The organism is Mucilaginibacter sp. 22184, from assembly GCF_052045695.1.
In the GTDB taxonomy this organism is placed as follows: Bacteria; Bacteroidota; Bacteroidia; order Sphingobacteriales; family Sphingobacteriaceae; genus Mucilaginibacter.
The window spans coordinates 281,671-301,293 of sequence record NZ_JBQEPI010000009.1 but is presented as its reverse complement, the minus strand read 5'-3'; the positions used below and the strand labels follow the sequence as shown (position 1 = coordinate 301,293).

Genomic DNA, 19,623 nt, shown 5'->3' with positions numbered 1-19,623 from the left:
AAATATGGCATCTCATAGTGAATCAATAATAAGGGAACCGTTAATAACGGGTAAGGATATTACCTATGGTCAGATCACTGACGATATATTACGTCCCGTAGAAAATATGCCGAGTAAGGCTTGGTGGATCGGTTTTACCGTAGCCTCATTAGGAGCATTACTTTGGGTATTCTCCATCAGCTACACCTTTTGGTACGGTATCGGATCATGGGGCTTAAACAAAACAGTAGGATGGGCATGGGATATCACCGGTTTCGTATGGTGGGTAGGTATCGGTCACGCTGGTACGCTAATCTCGGCCGTATTGTTACTGTTCCGTCAAAACTGGCGTAACTCCATTAACCGCTCGGCCGAGGCGATGACCATCTTCGCGGTAATTTGCGCGGCCACCTATATCGGCGCTCACATGGGTCGCCCGTGGATGGCTGTTTACTCATTGCCTTTACCAAACCAGTATGGCTCATTATGGGTTAACTTTAACTCACCGCTTATCTGGGACGTATTCGCGATATCAACTTACTTCTCGGTTTCACTGGTATTCTGGTACACTGGTTTATTACCAGATATGGCTTCAATCCGTGACCGTGCTACAGGCTTACGCCGCCGTATTTATTCGGTAGCATCATTCGGTTGGACAGGCTCAGTTAAAACCTGGCAGCGTTTTGAAACCGTTTCATTGATATTGGCAGGTTTATCAACACCGCTGGTACTTTCGGTACACACCATTGTATCTATGGACTTTGCCACATCCCTTGAACCGGGATGGCATACAACCATTTTCCCTCCTTATTTCGTTGCGGGAGCTATCTTCTCAGGTTTCGCAATGGTGCAAACCCTGTTGCTGGTAACCCGTAAAGTATTAGGTCTGGAAAACTATATTACCATGTTCCACATCGAATCGATGAACAAGATCATCCTGGTAACAGGTTCGGTAGTAGGTGTGGCGTATATCACAGAGTTCTTTATCGCTTACTATTCTGGTGGCGAGTATGAGCAGTATACTTTCTTAAACAGGTTTATCGGTCCGTACTGGTGGGCTGCCTGTATGATGTATGGCTGTAACGTATTGATGACCCAGATGATGTGGTCGAAAAAAGTTAGAACCAACATTCCAATTTCATGGGTACTATCTATCATTGTAAATATAGGTATGTGGTTTGAGCGTTTCGTGATCATCGTTGTTTCCTTACACCGCGATTACATTCCATCAAGCTGGGCTATGTTTTACCCAACCTGGATAGATGTAGGTGTGTTTGTTGGATCTATCGGTATATTCTTTACCATGTTCCTGTTGTTCATCAGGGTAATGCCTTCTGTAGCGATTGCCGAAGTGAAATTACTGTTGAAGAGCGCGAGTGAGCAGGCTAAGAAGAAACAAATTGCCGAAGGGCACCTTGATCCATCTCACGTAGAGTTCTATAAAGCGAATTTGATCAAATTTGATAGTGTTGACCAATCTGAATACGAAAAAGCATAATAACCGATGAGTAGCACCAAATATATATTAGGCATTTTTGATGATCCCGATGATCTGATGCACGGGATTGACAACCTACAAAAAAATAGTGTCCCTATTTACGATGTTTACACGCCAATGCCTATCCACGGTATCGACGCTAAACTGGGTATCAAGGACTCCAGATTAGGATACGCGGCCTTCATGTTCGGCTGTATGGGTGGTACAACCATTTTTACACTGGTTTATTACTTCCTGGTACATGACTGGCCAATGGACATCGGCGGTAAAAACTTTTTTGCCATTCCCGATTTTATCCCGGTAACCTTTGAGTGGACGGTATTATATGCGTCATACGGTATGGCATTTACTTTCTTTTTCGCTACGCACCTTTTCCCGGGCCGTGCACCAAGAGTAATGGACCTGAGAGCGACTAACGATAAGTTTGTGATCGCCATTGATGCAAAAGGAAATATACCACACGAAGATATCAATACAATATTAAAAGAAGCAGGGGCAAGTGAAGTTAAGCATAACGACAGAAAATATGTTAGCTATGAATAAATTTAGAATATTAGGAACAATAGTTATCATTATCGCTGCTTCGATTGTAGTAACGTCGTGCAAAGATAAAAGGAGTACCGGATGGGAGTACGCGCCTAATATGTACGAGCATATCGCATACGATCCGGATCAAAAGAACCCGAATTTTAAGGATGGAAAAACCGCGCAGGTACCACCAGCCGGGACTATCCCGGTAGGCTTTACCAAGTTTGATTATCCAAATACAAAAGATGGATATGAACTGGCAAGCGTTGAGGTAAAAAGTGTACTGGCTCAAACCCAGGCAAACTATAAAGAAGGAAAGATCTTGTTTTTACACTTTTGCTCTCCATGCCATGGTGAAAATGGTCAGGGTGATGGTTTGGTAACACAACACGGATATCCGCCGCCGCCATCATATTCAAAAGGCCAGTCATCACGTGGTGGTGCCATGAAAGACTTAACAGACGGTAAAATATACCATACCATTACTTACGGTGTAAATGCAATGGGTTCATACGCTTCACAGCTGGCCCCTGAAGAACGCTGGAAAGTGATCATGTATGTTCACCATTTACAAACTTTATAAGAATTAGAACTGAATGAATACTCATAATAGTTTAGACGAGCAATTTGTTTTTACCGGCAAGGCAAAAACATGGAGTTTAGTTGGCATAGTTGTTGGCTTAATAACCATAGCCGGTGGTTTTTTATTCGGTTACGGTGAACGCACATTTGCCAACTTATTGCTGTGTGGTTATTACTTTGCCTGCGTTTGTACGGCTGGTGTATTTTTCTGTGCCCTGCAGTATGTAGCACAAGCTGGCTGGTCAGCTTCTTTGTTACGGGTGCCACAGGCATTTGCCAAGGTATTACCCATAGCGGCGGCAATATTGTTTATCATCATATTTGCCGGGTTAAATTTAACCCACCATACCGAAGTTGGTGAAGGTAAAGAAGCAGTAGCGCCTTATTTATATAAATTATGGCACCTGAATGGTGTTACCGTTAAGGGCAGTGAAAATTACGATCCTGTTTTGGCAGGTAAAGCCGGATTTTTGAACATGCCTTTCTTCCTGTTCCGTATTTTCCTGTTTTTAGGAGCCTATGCTACATTTGGCTATTTATTAACTAAATATTCCAATACAGAAGATGAATTGGGCGGCTTATTTTACTATAAAAAGAGCTTTACTATTTCGGCAGCATTCCTGGTGATCTTTGGTTTTACTCAACCTGTATTTTCTTTTGACGTGGTAATGTCATTAGAGGCACATTGGTTTTCAACCATGTTTGGCTGGTATAATTTTGCAGCCATGTGGGTAAGTACTTTATCAATCATTACCTTAACCATTATTTTGTTAAGAAAGAGCGGTTACATGCAATGGATCACACAAGATCACCTGCATAACCTGGGCCAGTTAATGTTTGGCTTCTCGATATTCTGGACTTATGTATGGTTTGCACAATTCTTGTTGATTTACTATGCTAACATCCCCGAAGAAAGTGTTTACTTCCTGAGAAGATGGGAGCCTGAGTTTAAACCATGGTTCTGGTTAACCATTATCCTGAACTTTATGGCACCGTTACTGATCATCATGTCTCGGGATTCAAAACGCGCAACAAGCGTATTGAAAGCTACCTGTATCATTTTGATCGTAGGTCACTGGTTAGATTATTTCATCATGATCATGCCTGGTACTATAGGTGCGCATGGCGAATGGTGGTCACAAATAACTCCAATAGAAATTGGTGTTGCTTTAGGATTTGCAGGATTGTTTAGTTACCTGATGTTGAATGCTTTAAGCAAGTTTAAATCGCTTATTCCTAAAAAACATCCGTTCCTGCAGGAGAGCCTTCACCATCACATATAATAATTGTTATTTTTGCAACAAAATACAGAATACCAAACTGACATTAAAATGGGATTCAGAAAACTTATAAATTCTAAAACATTACTATCGTTTGTCACAGCGTTTATGCTTTTGGGCACAAACCTGTTGATGGCGCAAACAGAGGCAGCGGCAACTACCGGAGGGCAGGCTGATGCTCCCCAGGTTGATTGGACTGGTGTTGCGTACTACTTACTTTTATTTTTCCTGGTATGTCTTGGCGTAGCGGTAATAGGTAAAATTTTAAAGATATACGACCTTACACTTCAGATACAAGGTAAAAAAGGAATGAAATGGAACACGATAATGGCTGTAGTTTGCCTTGTGTTCCTGGTAGCAGGTTTATACGGTGCTTACTGGTCGTTCACGGTACAAGGTAGCATGACCTTGCCAGAGGCTGCTTCTAAACATGGTGTTAAAATTGATGAGATGTTCACCGTCACTACGGTTTTAACCATGATCGTGTTTTTTATTACCCAGATATTGTTGTTTACATTCTTATTTAATTACAGGCATTCAGACAAACGCCGTGCGCATTTCTTACCGCATAACAATACTATCGAGAAAGTTTGGACAATAGCTCCTGCTATCGTTTTAACTATATTGGTGGTGTTTGGCTTTTTTACCTGGCAAACAATAATGAATACTACTGATACTAAAGGCGATATCAATATTGACATCACCGGCCATCAGTTTGCTTGGGAACTTCGTTACCCTGGTAAAGATGGTGTGTTAGGTCCTAAAGATTTCAAATTGGTTTCTGCGGCTAACAAATTGGGGGTTAACTTCAAGAAACGTAGCAGCTTTGATGACTTGCAGGTTGATACCATGTACCTGCCTGTAAACAAATCGATCAGGTTAAATATCCAGGCATTAGACGTAATACACTCTGTTTACATGCCTCACTTTAGAGTTCAGCTTAACGCGGTTCCGGGATTACCAACTTTCTTTAAGTTTACCCCAACTATTACTACCGCGCAAATGCGTACCCAGCTTGACGATCCTAAATTTGAATACTTAGTTTATTGCAACAAAATATGCGGTGGTGGTCACTACAATATGCAAAAAGTTGTACGTGTAGTTACCGAGGCCGAGTATCAGGCATGGCTGTCAAGGCAAAAACCTTATTTGAGCGATGCTTTAAGAAAGGAATTGCATTTTGCCGCTGCGGATCAGCCAAAAACAGAGTTACAAAATAGGTTAGCGTTAAATAATTAATATAGAAAGAGAAACGATATGTCAACATTAGCAGTTCACGACCACGGAGTAGCACACCACGACGATCACGGTCACGAACATCATCATAACCAATCGTTCCTGTCTAAATACGTATTTAGTATGGATCATAAAATGATTGCCAAGCAATTCCTGATCACAGGGATCACCATGGCAGTTATTGCAATGATATTGTCTATTTTGTTCAGGATCCAGTTAGCTTATCCTGATAAAACTTTCCCATTGTTAACTACATTGTTAGGGCGTTTTGCACCTAACGGCCGTATAAGTGCCGATTTTTATCTGTCGCTGGTTACCATTCACGGTACCATCATGGTATTCTTTGTGTTAACAGCCGGTTTGAGCGGTACTTTTGCCAACTTGCTGATACCTTTGCAGGTAGGTGCACGTGATATGGCGTCGCCGTTCATGAACATGTTATCTTACTGGTTCTTCTTTTTAGCCAGTGTGATCATGTTATCATCATTCCTGGTTCAAAAAGGTCCTGCCAGCGGTGGTTGGACAATTTATCCGCCACTATCCGCATTGCCAAAAGCAATGCCCGGTTCTGGTGAAGGTATGACGCTTTGGCTCATCAGTATGGTGCTGTTCGTAGCATCATCATTAATGGGTGGTATCAACTATGTAAGTACCGTGTTAAACATGCGTACAAAAGGTATGGACCTTTGGAAAATGCCTTTAACTATCTGGGCTTTATTCCTTACCGCTATATTAGGTATCCTGGCGTTCCCTGTATTAGTTGCAGGTGTGGTGTTATTGATATTTGACCGTAGCTTTGGTACCAGCTTCTACCTGTCAGACATTGTGCTGAACGGTGTACAACAACCATTTGAAGGTGGTAGCCCAATCCTGTTCCAGCACTTATTCTGGTTCCTGGGTCACCCGGAGGTGTATATCGTAATTATGCCGGCGATGGGTATTTCATCAGAAGTAATGTCTGTAAACTCACGTAAACCTATCTTCGGTTACCACGCGATGGTTTACTCCCTGATAGGTATCACCGTATTATCATTTATTGTATGGGGGCACCACATGTTTGTTACGGGTATGAATCCGTTTCTGGGTGGTGTGTTCATGATCACTACTTTGATCATCGCGGTGCCATCGGCGGTAAAAACATTTAACTGGCTGGCCACATTATGGCGCGGTAACATCAGGTTCACACCTGCTATGCTGTTCGCTATTGGTATGGTGTCATTCTTTATATCAGGCGGTTTAACAGGTATATTCCTGGGTAATGCGGCACTGGATGTTAACCTGCACGATACTTACTTTGTGGTTGCTCACTTCCACCTGGTAATGGGTTCGGCGGCCATATTTGGTATGCTTGCTGGTGTTTACCACTGGTTCCCTAAAATGTTCGGAAAAATGATGGACGAGAAATTGGGCTATCTGCACTTCTGGTTAACCTTTATCGGCGCTTACCTGGTGTTTTTCCCAATGCACTTTATGGGTCTGGATGGTGTACCACGTCGTTACTATGCCTTTACCGAATTTGTAAGCATGCAACGCTGGTTAACCGTAAATACCTTTATTACATGGGCGGCTATCATGGCGGCTTGTGCTCAGGTAGCTTTCTTGTATAACTTCATCTCTTCTATATTCATTGGTAAAAAAGCCACGCAGAACCCATGGGAGTCAAATACCCTGGAATGGACTACACCTGTTGAACATTTACATGGTAACTGGCCTGGCGAAATACCAACCGTTTACCGTTGGCCATATGACTACAGCAAGCCTGGTGCCGAAGAAGATTATATTCCTCAAACAGTTCCTTTCTCTCAAACCATGAGCTCAAACTTACCTCATGACTTTGAAGATAACCCTAAAGGTTTAGAAGAACTGAACAAGTTTAACAGTACGCTGAAAGCAAACGAACAAGTAAAATAATTTTAGTGGTAAGTAGTGAGTGGTGAGTAGTGAGTTATGAGTTTTTAATCGAGAACTCACCACTCGCTACTCACCACTCACTGTTATCTACTCACCATTCATGGGTATATCTGCATCAAAAATCCGGTTCCAGAAAGTCACGCTCATAACAATAATTATACTTTTTGTTTTGATACTGGCTGGTGGAGTTGTGCGTAGCTCAGGCTCAGGAATGGGTTGCCCCGACTGGCCCAAATGCTTCGGCAGATATATTCCGCCCACCAGCAGTGCCGATCTGCCAAAGGATTACAAGCAAAAATATGTAGATCAGCGTTTGGCCAAAAACCAACGCTTTGCCAAAACATTGGATGTATTTGGTTACAGCGATCTGGCTAAGCGAATCCGCGAGGATAAATCCATTTTAGTTCCCGAAGAATTTAACGCTGAAAAAACCTGGACTGAATACATCAATCGTCTTATCGGTGCCATATCTGGTTTATTCCTGTTTCTATCAGCTGTATATGCTTTTAGTTATTGGAGTAGCAGTAAACGTATACCCCTTTTAAGCCTGTTTAACTTTGTATTGGTAGGTTTTCAGGCCTGGTTAGGATCTATCGTAGTATCAACCAACCTGGTTGCCTGGATAGTTACGGTACACATGCTGCTGGCACTGGCCATATTAGCCATATTGATATATACTTATCACCGGGCTAAAGTATTGGACACAAAAAAATTAACTACCGGTACGCTGGTTTACATTATTACATTAATTGCTTTGATCGCCAGTATTTTCCAGATAGCTTTCGGTACCGAGGTACGCGAAGAGATTGATGCTGTAGCTACTCATTTCCAGGGCGGATATCGTAATAACTGGATCAGCAGCGTAGGCGAAATATTTGCCCATCACCGCGATATGGCTGTATTGGTATTGGTACTCAACGTGATGTTATACGCGTTGATACGAAAAAACTTTGGCCGGCATTCGGTTCATCAGCAACTGATGAGCTTTACTTTTTTAATGATTATGCTGCAGATAGTTACCGGTATACTGTTATCATACTGGGCATTGCCTCCTGCAGCGCAGGCTACGCACATTGTACTGGCGAGCTTGATTTTTGGAGCGCAGTTTTATTTGCTTTTAAATTTATATAAACCGGTTAGTGTTAGGGGGATAAGCAAATGAACATGAAAGATTTTTCAAAGCTGATTAAAACACGGCTTACCGTATTGGTGGTGTTCTCGGCTTCTATTTCTTTTTTAATAGGAAGCAAGGTAGCCAACGGGCATATCGACTGGCTCAACTGGGTGAAACTTATTGTTGGTGGTTTTTTGGTAACGGCTGCTGCGAATAGTTTCAACGAGATCATCGAGAAAGACCTGGATAAGCTCATGAAGCGTACCATGGATCGTCCCATTCCATCAGGTAAAATGAATACCGGTCAGGCACTTGTTTTGGGTTTGGGTATGGGCATGGCTGGTACCTATTTGCTGGGTAGCCTTAATCTGTTAACCGGCATACTATCTGTATTTTCGATCTTATTATATGCGTTTGCTTATACTCCGCTAAAGCGCAAATCGCCAATTGCGGTTTTTGTGGGCGCTATACCGGGTGCGTTGCCACCACTTATAGGTTATGTGGCTGCTCACGAAAAAATTGACGAGATCGCTTTGATCCTGTTCGGGATACAATTTGTATGGCAGTTTGTGCATTTTTGGGCTATTGCCTGGGTGCTTGATGATGATTATAAGCTGGCAGGCTTCAGATTGTTGCCTACCGGAAACCGCAATACCGGAAGTGCCGTAATAACCTTTATATTTGCAATCATATTGGTGCCAGTGAGTTTGCTGCCAACTATTTATGGTTACGGTGGTTACTATGTTGGCGCTGTATCGTTAATATGCAGTTTAATATTTTTATACCAATCTTTTGGCCTGCTGCGCATGCAGACCATTGAGGCCGCCCGTAAATTAATGTTCGGCTCATTTTTATACCTGCCCATAGTGCAGTTAATGTTTTTATTTGATTTTATAGGAAAAGTGAAATGATGGCTCAGATTCAGAAAGATAACGACAGGCTTGATCTGGCTCCCAAAAAATTCAACATGTGGATATTTATATTCACTTCGTTTATGTTTTTTGCGGCCTTAACAAGTGGTTTTATCGTTTATAGCGGAGGGAAGGGCCATGGCCTTAATGTAATTATGCCCAACGCTTTTTTATATAGCACCATTATTATTGTGTTGAGCAGCGGTACTTTATTTTTGGCTTCCAAAGCCTCAAAAACTTTGCAATTTGCAAAGCAACGCCTATTTTTATGGCTTACATTTGCACTGGGCCTGGCGTTTTTTGCTATGCAACTTTACGCAATGTACGTTTTGGCCTACAAAATGCAGATTCATTTTGTAGATGATAACGCCTCCCGCTCATTTGTTTATGTGTTTGCGGGGATGCACTTAGTACACATTATTGCAGCTATATTGTTATTATTGAACACCCTTTGGGGTTCATACAAAAATATTCCACAGGTACGTAACCTGTTTAAAATGGAAATGACCTCTATTTTTTGGCATTTTCTCGGAATTATATGGATTTATCTGTATGTTTTTTTACTTTTGAACCAAAATTAATACACCCATATTTAAGTACAAATGAGTACAGCAGTATCACAAATTGATGAAATAAAAACAACTCCATGGTCTGGAGGGAGATCACCCTTCAATGTGGAGTACGGAAAAATAATGATGTGGTTCTTCCTCCTTTCGGATGCATTTACCTTTTCATCATTATTGATTTCTTATGGTGCATTACGTTTCAGCGCAAGCGTGTGGCCGGCGGCCGATAAGGTTTTCCAGTCGGTACCGGGTATGATTGACCACGGTGCGCCACTGGTTTTCGTAGGTATCATGACGTTCATCCTGATCCTGAGCTCTGTTACCATGGTATTAGCTGTGGAAGCAGGTCATCGTAACGCCAAAAAAGAAGTGATCTGGTGGATGATAGCTACAGTAATTGGTGGTTTCATGTTCCTGGGTTGCCAGGCTTTGGAATGGGCTCACTTACATCATGAAGGTTTCTGGTGGGGAAGCACTCCGCCACTGCATGAACTGAAAGAGTTTTTTACCGAAGGTGCAGGTACTGATGCAACCCGTCATTTAACCTCGCAGGAATTTGCCAACTTATTCTTTACCATTACTGGTTTCCATGGTTTCCACGTATTTACCGGGGTTATCATCAATATCATCATTACCGTTAACGTACTGTTGGGTACTTACGAAAAACGCGGCAGCTATTTAATGGTTGAAAAAGTAGGCCTTTACTGGCACTTTGTAGACCTTGTTTGGGTATTCGTATTTACATTCTTTTACTTAGTATAAAAAATATTTATATGTCATCAGATTCACAAGAAGTTCACCACGAAGAGGGCGATCACGCAACAATGACCAAAGGAAGAATCATTAAAGTGGCTCTTATACTTTCGGCTATTACAGCAGTTGAGTTTATCATTGCTTTAATATTGGTGCCTAAAGGTATTTTAGCCTTACAATATGCAAACCCTGTATACATTGTTTTAACCTTGTTTAAAGCGTTTTATATTGTGGCTTTCTTCATGCACTTAAAGTTTGAGAAAATGGGTTTAGCCCTGTCTATCATCGTGCCGATATTATTCATTATAGGTTTGATACTGGTATTGACTAACGAAAGCCATCACTGGATTACGTTGAGGGGATAATGGCCGCTATAGCGAAAAAAATTGTAATCCTGGTGCTCATATTAGCGGTGCCAGGATTTTTGTATTATTTACTCACCGCTAAAGGCAAAAACAGGTATAAACCCCTGGCCATTTACGGGCAAAAAATAGTGGCCAAAACCGGGCACAAGTTTCACGGCAAGTATATACCAGATACTATTTATCATCACCTGCCGGCCTTTACACTTACAACGCAGGATGGTAAACAGGTGAGCGACTCAACCTTTAAAGGAAAGATATTTGTAGCCGGGTTTTTTTATACTCATTGCCCTGCGGTATGCAGTACCATTAACCGTAACATGAGTTATCTGGTGGATACCTACCGTAAAAATAAGATGGTATATTTTACATCCATCACGGTTGATCCGCAGCGCGATTCGGTATCGGTATTAAAAAAGTATGCCGACAGCTTTAAACCGGCCTCAAAGCGCTGGTTGTTTTTAACCGGTGATACTACGTCTATATACAGCCTTGCCCGTCAGGGTTTCCTGGTAAACGCGCTGAAGGAAAGTGACGACGACTTTATTTACAGCGATAACCTGGTACTGATCGATGCCGAAAAACGCATCCGCGGCTATTATAAAGGCGCAAATACCAATGATATAAATCGCTTGACTGACGAGATCAAGGTATTAATTGCCGAGGAACTGCGCAAAGTTGATAAACCGCTTTATTAGAAGAAAGAAATAAGATGTAAGAATCAAGAACCTTACATTAAAGATAGAATAAAAAATGAATCTTGACTCTTGTATCTTGATTCCTGACTCTTAAAAAAATGTCTGATAAATTTATATTTCGCTTTGTAGCCGTTGTTACCATAGTGGTGATTGGGCTGGTAGTTTTACTTAACCGGCACCTGATACCCGGCCCGGCTGTAGCACCGGCTTTTACACCGTATTTGCCTATGCTTAACGCCATATTAAATGGCACTTGTACTATTCTGTTATTGGTATCGCTGTACTTTATCAGGCAGGGGAATATCAAAGTGCACAAAAATCTCAATATTCTCACCTTTAGCCTGTCGGCATTGTTCCTGGTGTCATACGTGTTATTTCATTACCTTATGCGTAACGAGATCATATACGGCGATATCAATGGCGATGGCGTACTTTCAGCTGCAGAGAAAACAGCCGCCGGAGGGATGCGCACGTTGTATCTGAGTATACTTACTCCGCACATTATACTGGCAGCAGGTGTATTACCGCTTATTTTGCTCAGCTTTCACCGCGGTTTGCAGATGCAGGTAGCCAAACATAAAAAACTGGTTCGCTGGACCTTCCCGATATGGTTGTACGTAACAGCATCGGGTGTTATTGTTTATTTAATGATACGGCCATACTATCATTTTTGATAAGATAGTATCAATTAGCTGGTATCACATTTGGTATCAAGTAGCTAGTATCAAGTTTAAAGACCAGGGATATACAGTTTTAAACATTGTACATAAAAGAATCCAAGTATAAAGGTGCCAGTAACTCAAGTAAAAAGTCGTGATACTTGATACTAACTACTTGCTACCAATAAACCACTTGCTACAACATCAATAATTAGCTAAATTTGCCTTTATGAAAACAGGTTTTAAAGTTATATTATTTGTATTTGCCCTGGGCCTTTTGGTTTGCAGCAGGCAACCTGTAAAAGCCCAGTGCGCGCAGTGCGCCGCCACGGTTGAAACCAATTCCAAAAACGGGGGTAATGCCGCCAAAGGTTTAAACAATGGTATTTTGTTTTTGCTGGGTGCACCTTACCTGGCAGCTGGCGTTGTTGGCTTTATCTGGTATAAAAAATACCGTCGTAAAAACGTCGATCTGAACATCCGCAAAGAGAAACTGCATTTGAATTAAATTTAATAGTTCATTAGTTCACTGGTTCAATTGTTCATTGGTTCCAGAGCGGCAACTATGCTAAGACTAATAAACTAATGAACCATTGAACCAATAAACTAAGATGCCTCCAACCTCCAAATCATGGGCCATGCTTCACTGTAAATGCCCGCGTTGCCGCAGGGGGGATATGTTTCAGGGAGGGCCCTACAGTTTTGCTAATAAAATAAACCTTAACTGTCCGCACTGTAACTTATACTTTGAAATTGAGCCAGGGTATTTTTACGCGGCCATGTATGTGAGCTATGCCTTAAACGTAGGCGAAGCACTGGGCCTGGCCTGGCTCACCTGGCTTATCACCCATAATGCCGATTCGCCCTGGTTGTATCTAAGTGTCATAATTTTGGGCTGTTTTGCTTTGGCTCCCATAAATTTCAGATATTCGCGGGTACTATTGTTATATTGGTTATCGCCCAAGATACATTATCAGTCATATTTAGATACCGATGATAAACCAGGAAAGTCTTGAATTTTTAAAGGATCTCGCAGCAAACAATAACCGGGAGTGGTTTTCAGAGAACAAGGCCCGCTATGAAAAAGCCCGTGAAAATGTAATTGAGTTTACGGTTGAACTACTGGGCGAAATGCACCGGGTTGACCAGGCAATTGACGAAACGCTCGACCCCAAAAAGTGCGTAATGCGCATTTACCGCGACATCCGTTTCCGGAAAGATAAAACACCTTATAAAATCAACTTTGGCATCAGTCTGCCCACACAAGGCACCAAGCTTGGCGGAGCCGAATATTACTTACAGATACAGCCCGGTGGCAACTCCTTTATAGCCGGCGGATATTGGATGCCCGAAGCCGCACATCTGAAAGCCATACGCCAGGAAATTGATTATAACGCGCATGAGCTGAAAGAGATTATTGATGCGCCGGAATTTATAAAGCTATTTGGCGATTTCAGGGCGCAGGAGCAATTAAAAACCGCTCCGCAGGGTTACACCCCAGATAATGAAAATATCGACCTGCTGAAGCTAAAAAGTTTTATAGCCTGGCATAAGATAAGCGACAAGGACATCGTTAAAAAGAACGCGGCAGCGCAGATTGCCCAGGATTGCAAGCTCATTTACCCGCTCAACGTTTTTTTAAGAAACGCAATGGCGTAAGTGGTTCAGTTGTTCATTGGTACCATGTTGGCAACCATGGATGGATATAATGCAGACTAATGAGCAATTGAACTAATGAACAAATAAATATATCACAATGAAGATCACCTACTATCTGTTGGCCCTGGTTCTGAGTCTTACCTTTTATTCTTCCTGTAAGATCATGTCGCCAAAGGCCTACAAAGCTTTGATTGCCGAACGCGATTCTTTAACCACCCGTACCGAAACATTGGAAACCCAGGTTTTTCAGCTCAGGGCCGATACCATGCGCCTGCACCGTGAACTGGCCAACCTGAGTAATAACAACAGTGCTCTGAACAGTAACCTGAGCACCAGCTCGTCAAAACTAAAACGCCTGGCTGCCGACCTGGAAAAACGCGAAGCCCGCTTAAAAGAGGTGGAAGATATTTTGCGTAAACGCGATGAAGCCGCCAACGCGCTCAAAAATAAATTGCAACAGGCTTTACTGGGCTTTCAGCAAAGTGGTTTAACGGTTGATATCCGTAACGGCAAAGTATATGTATCATTGGCCGATAAGCTGCTGTTCCCGTCGGGCAGTATTGTTATCGACGATAAAGGCAAAGCCGCCCTGAAACAACTGGCTGTAGTACTGAACAAAGAACCCGATATTAACATGGCCATTGAAGGGCATACCGACGATAAAAAGGTGATTAACCTGGGCCAGATCAAAGATAACTGGGACCTGAGCGTACTGCGAGCCACTTCCGTGACCCGCTACTTAACTGAAGTTGAAAAAGTTGACCCGCACCGGTTAACGGCTACAGGTAAGAGTGAGTTCCAACCCATCGATCCTGCCCCAACCAATGAGGCCCGTGCCAAAAACAGGCGCATCGAAATTGTGCTCACCCCACGATTGGATGAGTTGTATAATTTGATCACTAAGTAAAGGCCCCCTAAAGGGGGAACTTTTTGATGTGTGGATGTGCAGGTTTTAGATGTGCAGATAATCCCGGTACTGTTACCGCAAGTGTCCTTCCAGACCCAGACTTACGAAGTTTTCAAAACTTCGTAAGTCTTTAAATATGATGGCCTGTCATCCTGAGCTTGTCGAAGGACGTGCGCACAGGCCTGCCCACCATGCTTCGACGGGGCTCAGCATGACACCCTTTTTAAAAGGCGGATAGTTTGTGATTGCCACGAAAATTCCGTATATTATAATACAAAACAGCCCGACGTTCTGTAAATAAGAACGCCGGGCTGTTTTGTTTAAGGGGGGAAAGTGAAGAAATAAACTATTTATGTCATTATTTGACAGCCAATAAATTAAAACTTTTTAAAGTTTAAAAAGCTGCTCAAAATTGCGCTGGAATTTGTTAAAATGAGGGTTCCCAAACAGTTTCCGAGTAATTTTACCCCGTTTTTGGCTACAAAAATGTTAAAATTTAAGGTTTAAAAAGTTTTTATTCTACCTCTTTCATCAGGGTATTGAACATCACAAATTTCTCATCAAACTGCTGCTGATGGATAGCCTGAAACTTATGCAGGTGGTTCATGTAAAACTGCTGGAACTGTTCAATGCTATCGGCATTATACTGGATGCAGTAGGTAACTCCCTCGTTAGGCGAGTCTATAACAGTCAATATCTTGTATGACCGGAAACAGCCCGTAGCCATTATAGCAGGTATATGAACAGTCTTGATCCAGTTAAGCCACTCATCGTGAATGCTTTCTTCAATTATTATGGTGTCGTTGTATACAATCATGGTGCTGCAAAAGTAGTTAATTGGTTTATTAGTTCATTGGTTCAGTTGTTCATTAGTTGAACGGGTACTGCCCGATGAACTTAAGCAGTTCAGGTTATTTAAGGGTTTCCTGAGTACTTTGCTTAAAGCTGATCAATGTAAACCTTATTATTTATGGGTTTACACTGTAAACCGTTTTTTTGATAAAAAATATTTTAAATAATTGATTTTCAATTATTTAAAATAATGTAAACTATGAAAAGTGTAAACCATGTAAACCCACTTTTTAACATAATTTACTAATAAATCAATAAACCAATGAATCCTCAGGAATCCGCCTTATCGCCCCTTAATAGTCTGAAACGCTTACGGGCTTCATTGATCCAGAGGCTGCCAGGGTAGTTTTTGACTATCTTTTCGTACCAGACTTTGGCGCTGGCTTTATCGTCAAGGCGGTTTTCATAGATATCACCCAGCATAAAAACGGCATCATCGGCCCAAAGGTCATTAGGGTGGCCGTCGGCTATTTTTTTGAGGAGGGGCACGGCGGCGGCATAGTTTTTTTGCTGTATCAGTATCCTTGATTTCGACATCAGGATATCATCCCTCAGACTATTGTTCGGGAATTTTTTATCGATGCTGTCCAGCGTCATCACAGCCTTTTCGGGTTGTTCGGCAAATATCAGCAGATCGGCCCGGGCATATATTTTCAGGGCATTGCCTACGCTGTCGGCAGCCGTATTATCGTTGATCAGCAATTGTAAATTGAGGGCATCATTGGCAATTAATTGCGATGTGGCGGCCTTCAATACATTAAGCTGTCCTTTGGCCCAGGTAAAATCGCCGGTATAATAAGCCAGTTTGGCGTTCCGGAATTTGGCATCCTGGTTAATATCGGTGTTCGGAAAATCCTTCTCTACCTGGCTGTATAAGAGGGTGGCCTCCCAGGGCTGTTTGTTGATGAGGTATATATCGCCCAAGTCGAGTTTGCAGGAAGCCAGCAGTTCGGGCCTGCTGTTGGGAATATTTACCGCGTCCTCCAGCAGTTTTTGGGCTTCGTTAAGTTTATGCAGTTTGAATGCCTGCAGGTTAGCCAGTTTCTGCATGGCAAAAACGGTACTGTTATTGCGCCCAAATTCGGTCAGGAGGTCATTATAATCCTGCTCCAAACCGGTCAAATCGGCAGGGAGGTATTTACCCGAGGTTACTTTTAAATTTTTAGTGTTGATAAGCTCAATTTTGGCGGGGATGTACATGGGTGATGTTTTACCCTTGCTAATGATATATTCATATCCACGTATAGCAGCGTCATAAGCTTCGTTGGAGTTTAGGGTGCGGCAAAGTTCAAAAATGTTGGTGCCATCGTCATTTTGCCTGCGGCTTAAGGCCAGCGCCTGGTTTAGGGCCAGGTCAAATTCCTTTTGTTGCATAAATTGCCAGGTAAGCAGTTCGGCATATATCGTTTGCTGCGGATCTTTTTGTATGCGTCTTAGCAGGTTTGATTTTAGCATGTTATAATCCACATCACCCTCATAAATGGTGGCAAAAGCGTTTTCGGCCTGGGCAATGAAATTGGGATTTGCCGGCAAAAAGTTGAGGTATTCTTCGGTAAGGTTTATTTTATCCCTTTTAAAACGGTAAAGATTGATGAGCTCATAGGTGAACGCTTCGTTGCTGTTGAGCGTTTTGCGGCCCTGCTGAAATATCTTGATGGCATAATCCAAATTAGCGCTCTGGTAAAACTGACCGGCCAACATAGCTATTTCATTACGATCGGCGGGCAGGTTTTTGATCAGGTTGTCATAAATGGCGTCGGCCTTGCTCAGATTGCCCTCTTGAGTATAAACTGTGCCCAGGGTTATCTGGTACTGATTTTCATTGGGGTGTTTGCGTACCAGCTTTTTTACCACACTTTCGGCCTCATCAAATTTTTTAAGACTGATTAGGGTATTCACATAGTAGGAGTAATAGCCTTCGTTGTTCTGTTTGTATAGTTTCTGGTATATATCCAGGGCTTTTTGCGGCTCGCCATTGCTGGCATATTGTTTGGCTAATTGCAGATCGTTATCCTGGGCAAAAAGCCGGGTTGCCATTACCAAAACAATAATAACAGTATTTAATAAAGCCCTCATCTGCTCAAAAATAGTCAATTAATAATTACCACGTTTCGGCGAAAGTATTTTAATAGTATATAACGTTATAGGTGGGTAAAATTGTAGTGACATTTTGATAACATTAAGTTATTTAGCTAATTTGACCAGAATAATAAAATTGGGGTGATTACCATGTTGGGCCGATTGAGACATCTATTGTTAATTGTTTTTATACTAACCTTATATTCCTGCAAGAATAAAGCGAGGCAAATTCCTATTGCCGATTTTTTTAAAGCGCCGGAAAAGATGTTTTATAAACTATCGCCCGATGGTAAGTATGTATCCTATCTAAAATCATACAGGGAAAAGAGGAACCTTTTTGTGCAATCGCTAAGCGACGGTAAGGAGCATATGATAACCTCTTTTGATGATTTTTCCGTACGCCCCGATTATTTCTGGACCTATAATGATCAATTGGTATTCAGCCATGAAGCTATCGATTTCGACAGTTTCAAAATGTACGCTATCGATGTGGATTCGCTTAAATTGCGCACGGTGCTCAGCTTAAACAGGGTAAAGGTGGGCATGCTTAACCGCAGCAGGAGTGAACCCAATGTGATCACCATTAAAATGAATAAACGCGACCCTGCGAATTTTGACATCTATCGCCTCAATATAAAAACAGGTGAGCTGAAACCTTACCTGATCAATCCCGGTAACCTAACGGAATGGTTCCCTGATGCTGATGGCAAAATACGTCTGGTTAAATCATCAGATGGGGTAAATGAAACCATATCATACCGACCCAGTGATGATACTCCATTTAAACCGATCATTGAGAATAACTTTAAAAACTCCGTAAAGCCAATTGCCTTTACGGGAGTGAAAAACTATTTCTATGCCCTGTCAAACGTTAATCGTGATAAAACGGCTTTGGTAGAGATTAATGCTGAAGACGGTAAGGAGCAAAAAACAATTTTTAGCTGCGGCAAGGCCGATATATTGAATGTAGAATATTCCAGGAACAAGCACAGGGCTGAATTTGCCTCCTGGGAAGATTCAATACCACATAAACATTTTCTGATACCCGCTGTTGAGCAAATATATAATAGCTTATTGCAGCGGCCGGAACTCAAAGGCAATGAAATAAGGGTGATAGATAGGGACAGTGCCGAAAATAAATTTATCCTGAATACTTATACCGACCGTAACCCGGGATCCTTTTATCTGTATGAAAAAAGTACGGATAAACTAACCAGGCTGGGCGATGTTAATCCTGGTTTATTGCCCGAAAAACTTTGTGCCATGAAGGCAATCTCCTACAAAGCGCGTGATGGTTTGCTGCTCAACGGATATTTAACCTTACCACAGGGTAGTAAACATACCAATTTACCAGTAGTAGTTATACCACATGATGAGCTTTGGCGCAACCGCGACTCCTGGGGATATGATGAACGCGTTCAGTTTTTAGCCAACAGAGGATACGCAGTATTTCAGGTTAATTATCGTGGTTCAACAGGATACGGTAAAGCCTTCCGAAGTGCAGGGTTTAAGCAGGTTGGTGGTAAAATACAGGATGATATAACCGACGGAGTGCGCTGGCTTATAGCTCAAAAAATAGCCAACCCAAAAAAGATAGCCATTTTTGGTAATGGTTTTGGTGGTTTCTCGGCATTGTACGGTATTTCATTTCATCCCGAGCTTTATAATTGCGCTGTGGTGCAAAACGGGCTTATTAACTTTTTTACTTTTATTAAGGATGCACCACCATTCTTAAAACCCTATTTAAAAATGATATATGAAATGGTTGGCAATCCCGAAACAGATGCCGATCAACTCAGAGCTATTTCGCCCGTGTTTCATACTGATAAAATAAAAGCCCCTCTAATTATTTTTCAGGGAGCTAAAGATCAACGCGCCAATATCAGTGAGCTTAACCAGTTTGTGCGCGAACTGCGTAAACGCAATGTTGATGTAAAATACTTTTTAAAACCCAATGAACGGGCTTTTTTCAGAAATGAGCATAACCGCATGGAAATGTACGCCGAGATTGAAAAATTCCTGGATTACAATATGCGGGTTAAACCTTAA

The 19,623-nt window shown here is 42.0% G+C and carries 20 protein-coding genes; 18 read left to right on the top strand and 2 right to left on the bottom strand.

Translation table 11 applies throughout. The features are described from left to right. Positions 1-4: 4 nt before the first annotated feature. From nrfD to ACTJKG_RS21020, 17 genes are all read left to right on the top strand, one after another. A complete protein-coding gene (nrfD, locus tag ACTJKG_RS21100) occupies positions 5-1,477 on the top strand; it encodes an NrfD/PsrC family molybdoenzyme membrane anchor subunit (RefSeq protein WP_172335646.1) in 1,473 nt (490 codons plus the stop codon). A gap of 6 nt (positions 1,478-1,483) precedes the next feature. Continuing rightward, the gene (locus ACTJKG_RS21095; RefSeq protein ID WP_172335645.1) at positions 1,484-2,020 is read left to right on the top strand and encodes a DUF3341 domain-containing protein; all 537 of its coding nucleotides are present in this window, start codon (positions 1,484-1,486) and stop codon (positions 2,018-2,020) included. Continuing rightward, positions 2,004-2,588 (top strand): c-type cytochrome, encoded by a 585-nt coding sequence (locus ACTJKG_RS21090; protein WP_172335644.1) that lies wholly within the window; start codon positions 2,004-2,006, stop codon positions 2,586-2,588. Before ACTJKG_RS21095 ends, ACTJKG_RS21090 begins: the two co-directional genes overlap by 17 nt. 13 nt (positions 2,589-2,601) lie before the next feature. Further along, on the top strand, positions 2,602-3,870 hold the full coding sequence (locus ACTJKG_RS21085; RefSeq protein ID WP_172335643.1) for a quinol:cytochrome C oxidoreductase: 1,269 nt from the start codon (positions 2,602-2,604) through the stop codon (positions 3,868-3,870). Between the two features lie 48 nt (positions 3,871-3,918). After that, positions 3,919-5,106, top strand: a complete 1,188-nt coding sequence (locus tag ACTJKG_RS21080) for a cytochrome c oxidase subunit II (RefSeq protein WP_172335642.1) — start codon at positions 3,919-3,921, stop codon at positions 5,104-5,106. Positions 5,107-5,124: 18 nt separating this feature from the next. Continuing rightward, positions 5,125-7,014: a cytochrome c oxidase subunit I gene (locus tag ACTJKG_RS21075; RefSeq protein ID WP_172335641.1), complete on the top strand. Its 1,890-nt coding sequence runs from the start codon at positions 5,125-5,127 to the stop codon at positions 7,012-7,014. A gap of 100 nt (positions 7,015-7,114) precedes the next feature. After that, positions 7,115-8,176 (top strand): COX15/CtaA family protein, encoded by a 1,062-nt coding sequence (locus ACTJKG_RS21070; protein WP_172335640.1) that lies wholly within the window; start codon positions 7,115-7,117, stop codon positions 8,174-8,176. Beyond that, positions 8,173-9,039, top strand: coding sequence for a heme o synthase (gene cyoE / locus ACTJKG_RS21065; protein ID WP_371742453.1), 867 nt, complete (start codon positions 8,173-8,175; stop codon positions 9,037-9,039). The genes ACTJKG_RS21070 and cyoE overlap by 4 nt, the downstream gene beginning before the upstream one ends. Next, positions 9,036-9,620, top strand: coding sequence for a cytochrome c oxidase subunit 3 (locus ACTJKG_RS21060; protein WP_440740342.1), 585 nt, complete (start codon positions 9,036-9,038; stop codon positions 9,618-9,620). Before cyoE ends, ACTJKG_RS21060 begins: the two co-directional genes overlap by 4 nt. Positions 9,621-9,641: 21 nt before the next feature. Continuing rightward, positions 9,642-10,367: a cytochrome c oxidase subunit 3 gene (locus ACTJKG_RS21055; protein WP_172335638.1), complete on the top strand. Its 726-nt coding sequence runs from the start codon at positions 9,642-9,644 to the stop codon at positions 10,365-10,367. Between the two features lie 11 nt (positions 10,368-10,378). Continuing rightward, on the top strand, positions 10,379-10,723 hold the full coding sequence (locus tag ACTJKG_RS21050; RefSeq protein WP_172335637.1) for a cytochrome C oxidase subunit IV family protein: 345 nt from the start codon (positions 10,379-10,381) through the stop codon (positions 10,721-10,723). Next, a complete protein-coding gene (locus ACTJKG_RS21045) occupies positions 10,723-11,418 on the top strand; it encodes an SCO family protein (protein WP_172335636.1) in 696 nt (231 codons plus the stop codon). Before ACTJKG_RS21050 ends, ACTJKG_RS21045 begins: the two co-directional genes overlap by 1 nt. 98 nt (positions 11,419-11,516) lie before the next feature. Then, positions 11,517-12,092 carry a DUF420 domain-containing protein gene (locus ACTJKG_RS21040; protein WP_172335635.1) on the top strand — a complete coding sequence of 192 codons (576 nt, stop codon included), beginning with the start codon at positions 11,517-11,519 and terminating at the stop codon, positions 12,090-12,092. Between the two features lie 214 nt (positions 12,093-12,306). Further along, positions 12,307-12,585 (top strand): hypothetical protein, encoded by a 279-nt coding sequence (locus tag ACTJKG_RS21035; RefSeq protein ID WP_172335634.1) that lies wholly within the window; start codon positions 12,307-12,309, stop codon positions 12,583-12,585. A 130-nt stretch (positions 12,586-12,715) separates the two neighbouring features. Beyond that, complete coding sequence (locus tag ACTJKG_RS21030; protein WP_440740341.1) at positions 12,716-13,093, top strand: DUF983 domain-containing protein; 378 nt, start codon at positions 12,716-12,718, stop codon at positions 13,091-13,093. Next, positions 13,071-13,736: a DUF2461 domain-containing protein gene (locus ACTJKG_RS21025; protein WP_172335632.1), complete on the top strand. Its 666-nt coding sequence runs from the start codon at positions 13,071-13,073 to the stop codon at positions 13,734-13,736. Before ACTJKG_RS21030 ends, ACTJKG_RS21025 begins: the two co-directional genes overlap by 23 nt. A gap of 97 nt (positions 13,737-13,833) precedes the next feature. Then, positions 13,834-14,643, top strand: coding sequence for an OmpA/MotB family protein (locus tag ACTJKG_RS21020; protein ID WP_172335631.1), 810 nt, complete (start codon positions 13,834-13,836; stop codon positions 14,641-14,643). A gap of 514 nt (positions 14,644-15,157) precedes the next feature. Here ACTJKG_RS21020 and ACTJKG_RS21015 read toward each other — a convergent pair. Both ACTJKG_RS21015 and ACTJKG_RS21010 read right to left on the bottom strand, forming a co-directional pair. Further along, positions 15,158-15,460 carry a DUF4286 family protein gene (locus ACTJKG_RS21015; RefSeq protein WP_172335630.1) on the bottom strand — a complete coding sequence of 101 codons (303 nt, stop codon included), beginning with the start codon at positions 15,458-15,460 and terminating at the stop codon, positions 15,158-15,160. 305 nt (positions 15,461-15,765) lie between these two features. Then, positions 15,766-17,571, bottom strand: coding sequence for a tetratricopeptide repeat protein (locus ACTJKG_RS21010; protein ID WP_440740340.1), 1,806 nt, complete (start codon positions 17,569-17,571; stop codon positions 15,766-15,768). Between the two features lie 267 nt (positions 17,572-17,838). Between ACTJKG_RS21010 and ACTJKG_RS21005 the strand changes: the two genes are divergently transcribed. After that, the gene (locus ACTJKG_RS21005) at positions 17,839-19,623 is read left to right on the top strand and encodes an alpha/beta hydrolase family protein (RefSeq protein ID WP_440740339.1); all 1,785 of its coding nucleotides are present in this window, start codon (positions 17,839-17,841) and stop codon (positions 19,621-19,623) included.

Bases quoted from the DNA above. Each gene is read 5' to 3' on its own strand.
- nrfD (WP_172335646.1), top strand. From the start codon at position 5: ATGGCATCTCATAGTGAATCAATAATAAGGGAACCGTTAATAACGGGT.
- ACTJKG_RS21095 (WP_172335645.1), top strand. From the start codon at position 1,484: ATGAGTAGCACCAAATATATATTAGGCATTTTTGATGATCCCGATGAT.
- ACTJKG_RS21090 (WP_172335644.1), top strand. From the start codon at position 2,004: ATGTTAGCTATGAATAAATTTAGAATATTAGGAACAATAGTTATCATT.
- ACTJKG_RS21085 (WP_172335643.1), top strand. From the start codon at position 2,602: ATGAATACTCATAATAGTTTAGACGAGCAATTTGTTTTTACCGGCAAG.
- ACTJKG_RS21080 (WP_172335642.1), top strand. From the start codon at position 3,919: ATGGGATTCAGAAAACTTATAAATTCTAAAACATTACTATCGTTTGTC.
- ACTJKG_RS21075 (WP_172335641.1), top strand. From the start codon at position 5,125: ATGTCAACATTAGCAGTTCACGACCACGGAGTAGCACACCACGACGAT.
- ACTJKG_RS21070 (WP_172335640.1), top strand. From the start codon at position 7,115: ATGGGTATATCTGCATCAAAAATCCGGTTCCAGAAAGTCACGCTCATA.
- cyoE (WP_371742453.1), top strand. From the start codon at position 8,173: ATGAACATGAAAGATTTTTCAAAGCTGATTAAAACACGGCTTACCGTA.
- ACTJKG_RS21060 (WP_440740342.1), top strand. From the start codon at position 9,036: ATGATGGCTCAGATTCAGAAAGATAACGACAGGCTTGATCTGGCTCCC.
- ACTJKG_RS21055 (WP_172335638.1), top strand. From the start codon at position 9,642: ATGAGTACAGCAGTATCACAAATTGATGAAATAAAAACAACTCCATGG.
- ACTJKG_RS21050 (WP_172335637.1), top strand. From the start codon at position 10,379: ATGTCATCAGATTCACAAGAAGTTCACCACGAAGAGGGCGATCACGCA.
- ACTJKG_RS21045 (WP_172335636.1), top strand. From the start codon at position 10,723: ATGGCCGCTATAGCGAAAAAAATTGTAATCCTGGTGCTCATATTAGCG.
- ACTJKG_RS21040 (WP_172335635.1), top strand. From the start codon at position 11,517: ATGTCTGATAAATTTATATTTCGCTTTGTAGCCGTTGTTACCATAGTG.
- ACTJKG_RS21035 (WP_172335634.1), top strand. From the start codon at position 12,307: ATGAAAACAGGTTTTAAAGTTATATTATTTGTATTTGCCCTGGGCCTT.
- ACTJKG_RS21030 (WP_440740341.1), top strand. From the start codon at position 12,716: ATGCTTCACTGTAAATGCCCGCGTTGCCGCAGGGGGGATATGTTTCAG.
- ACTJKG_RS21025 (WP_172335632.1), top strand. From the start codon at position 13,071: ATGATAAACCAGGAAAGTCTTGAATTTTTAAAGGATCTCGCAGCAAAC.
- ACTJKG_RS21020 (WP_172335631.1), top strand. From the start codon at position 13,834: ATGAAGATCACCTACTATCTGTTGGCCCTGGTTCTGAGTCTTACCTTT.
- ACTJKG_RS21015 (WP_172335630.1), bottom strand. From the start codon at position 15,460: ATGATTGTATACAACGACACCATAATAATTGAAGAAAGCATTCACGAT.
- ACTJKG_RS21010 (WP_440740340.1), bottom strand. From the start codon at position 17,571: ATGAGGGCTTTATTAAATACTGTTATTATTGTTTTGGTAATGGCAACC.
- ACTJKG_RS21005 (WP_440740339.1), top strand. From the start codon at position 17,839: ATGTTTTATAAACTATCGCCCGATGGTAAGTATGTATCCTATCTAAAA.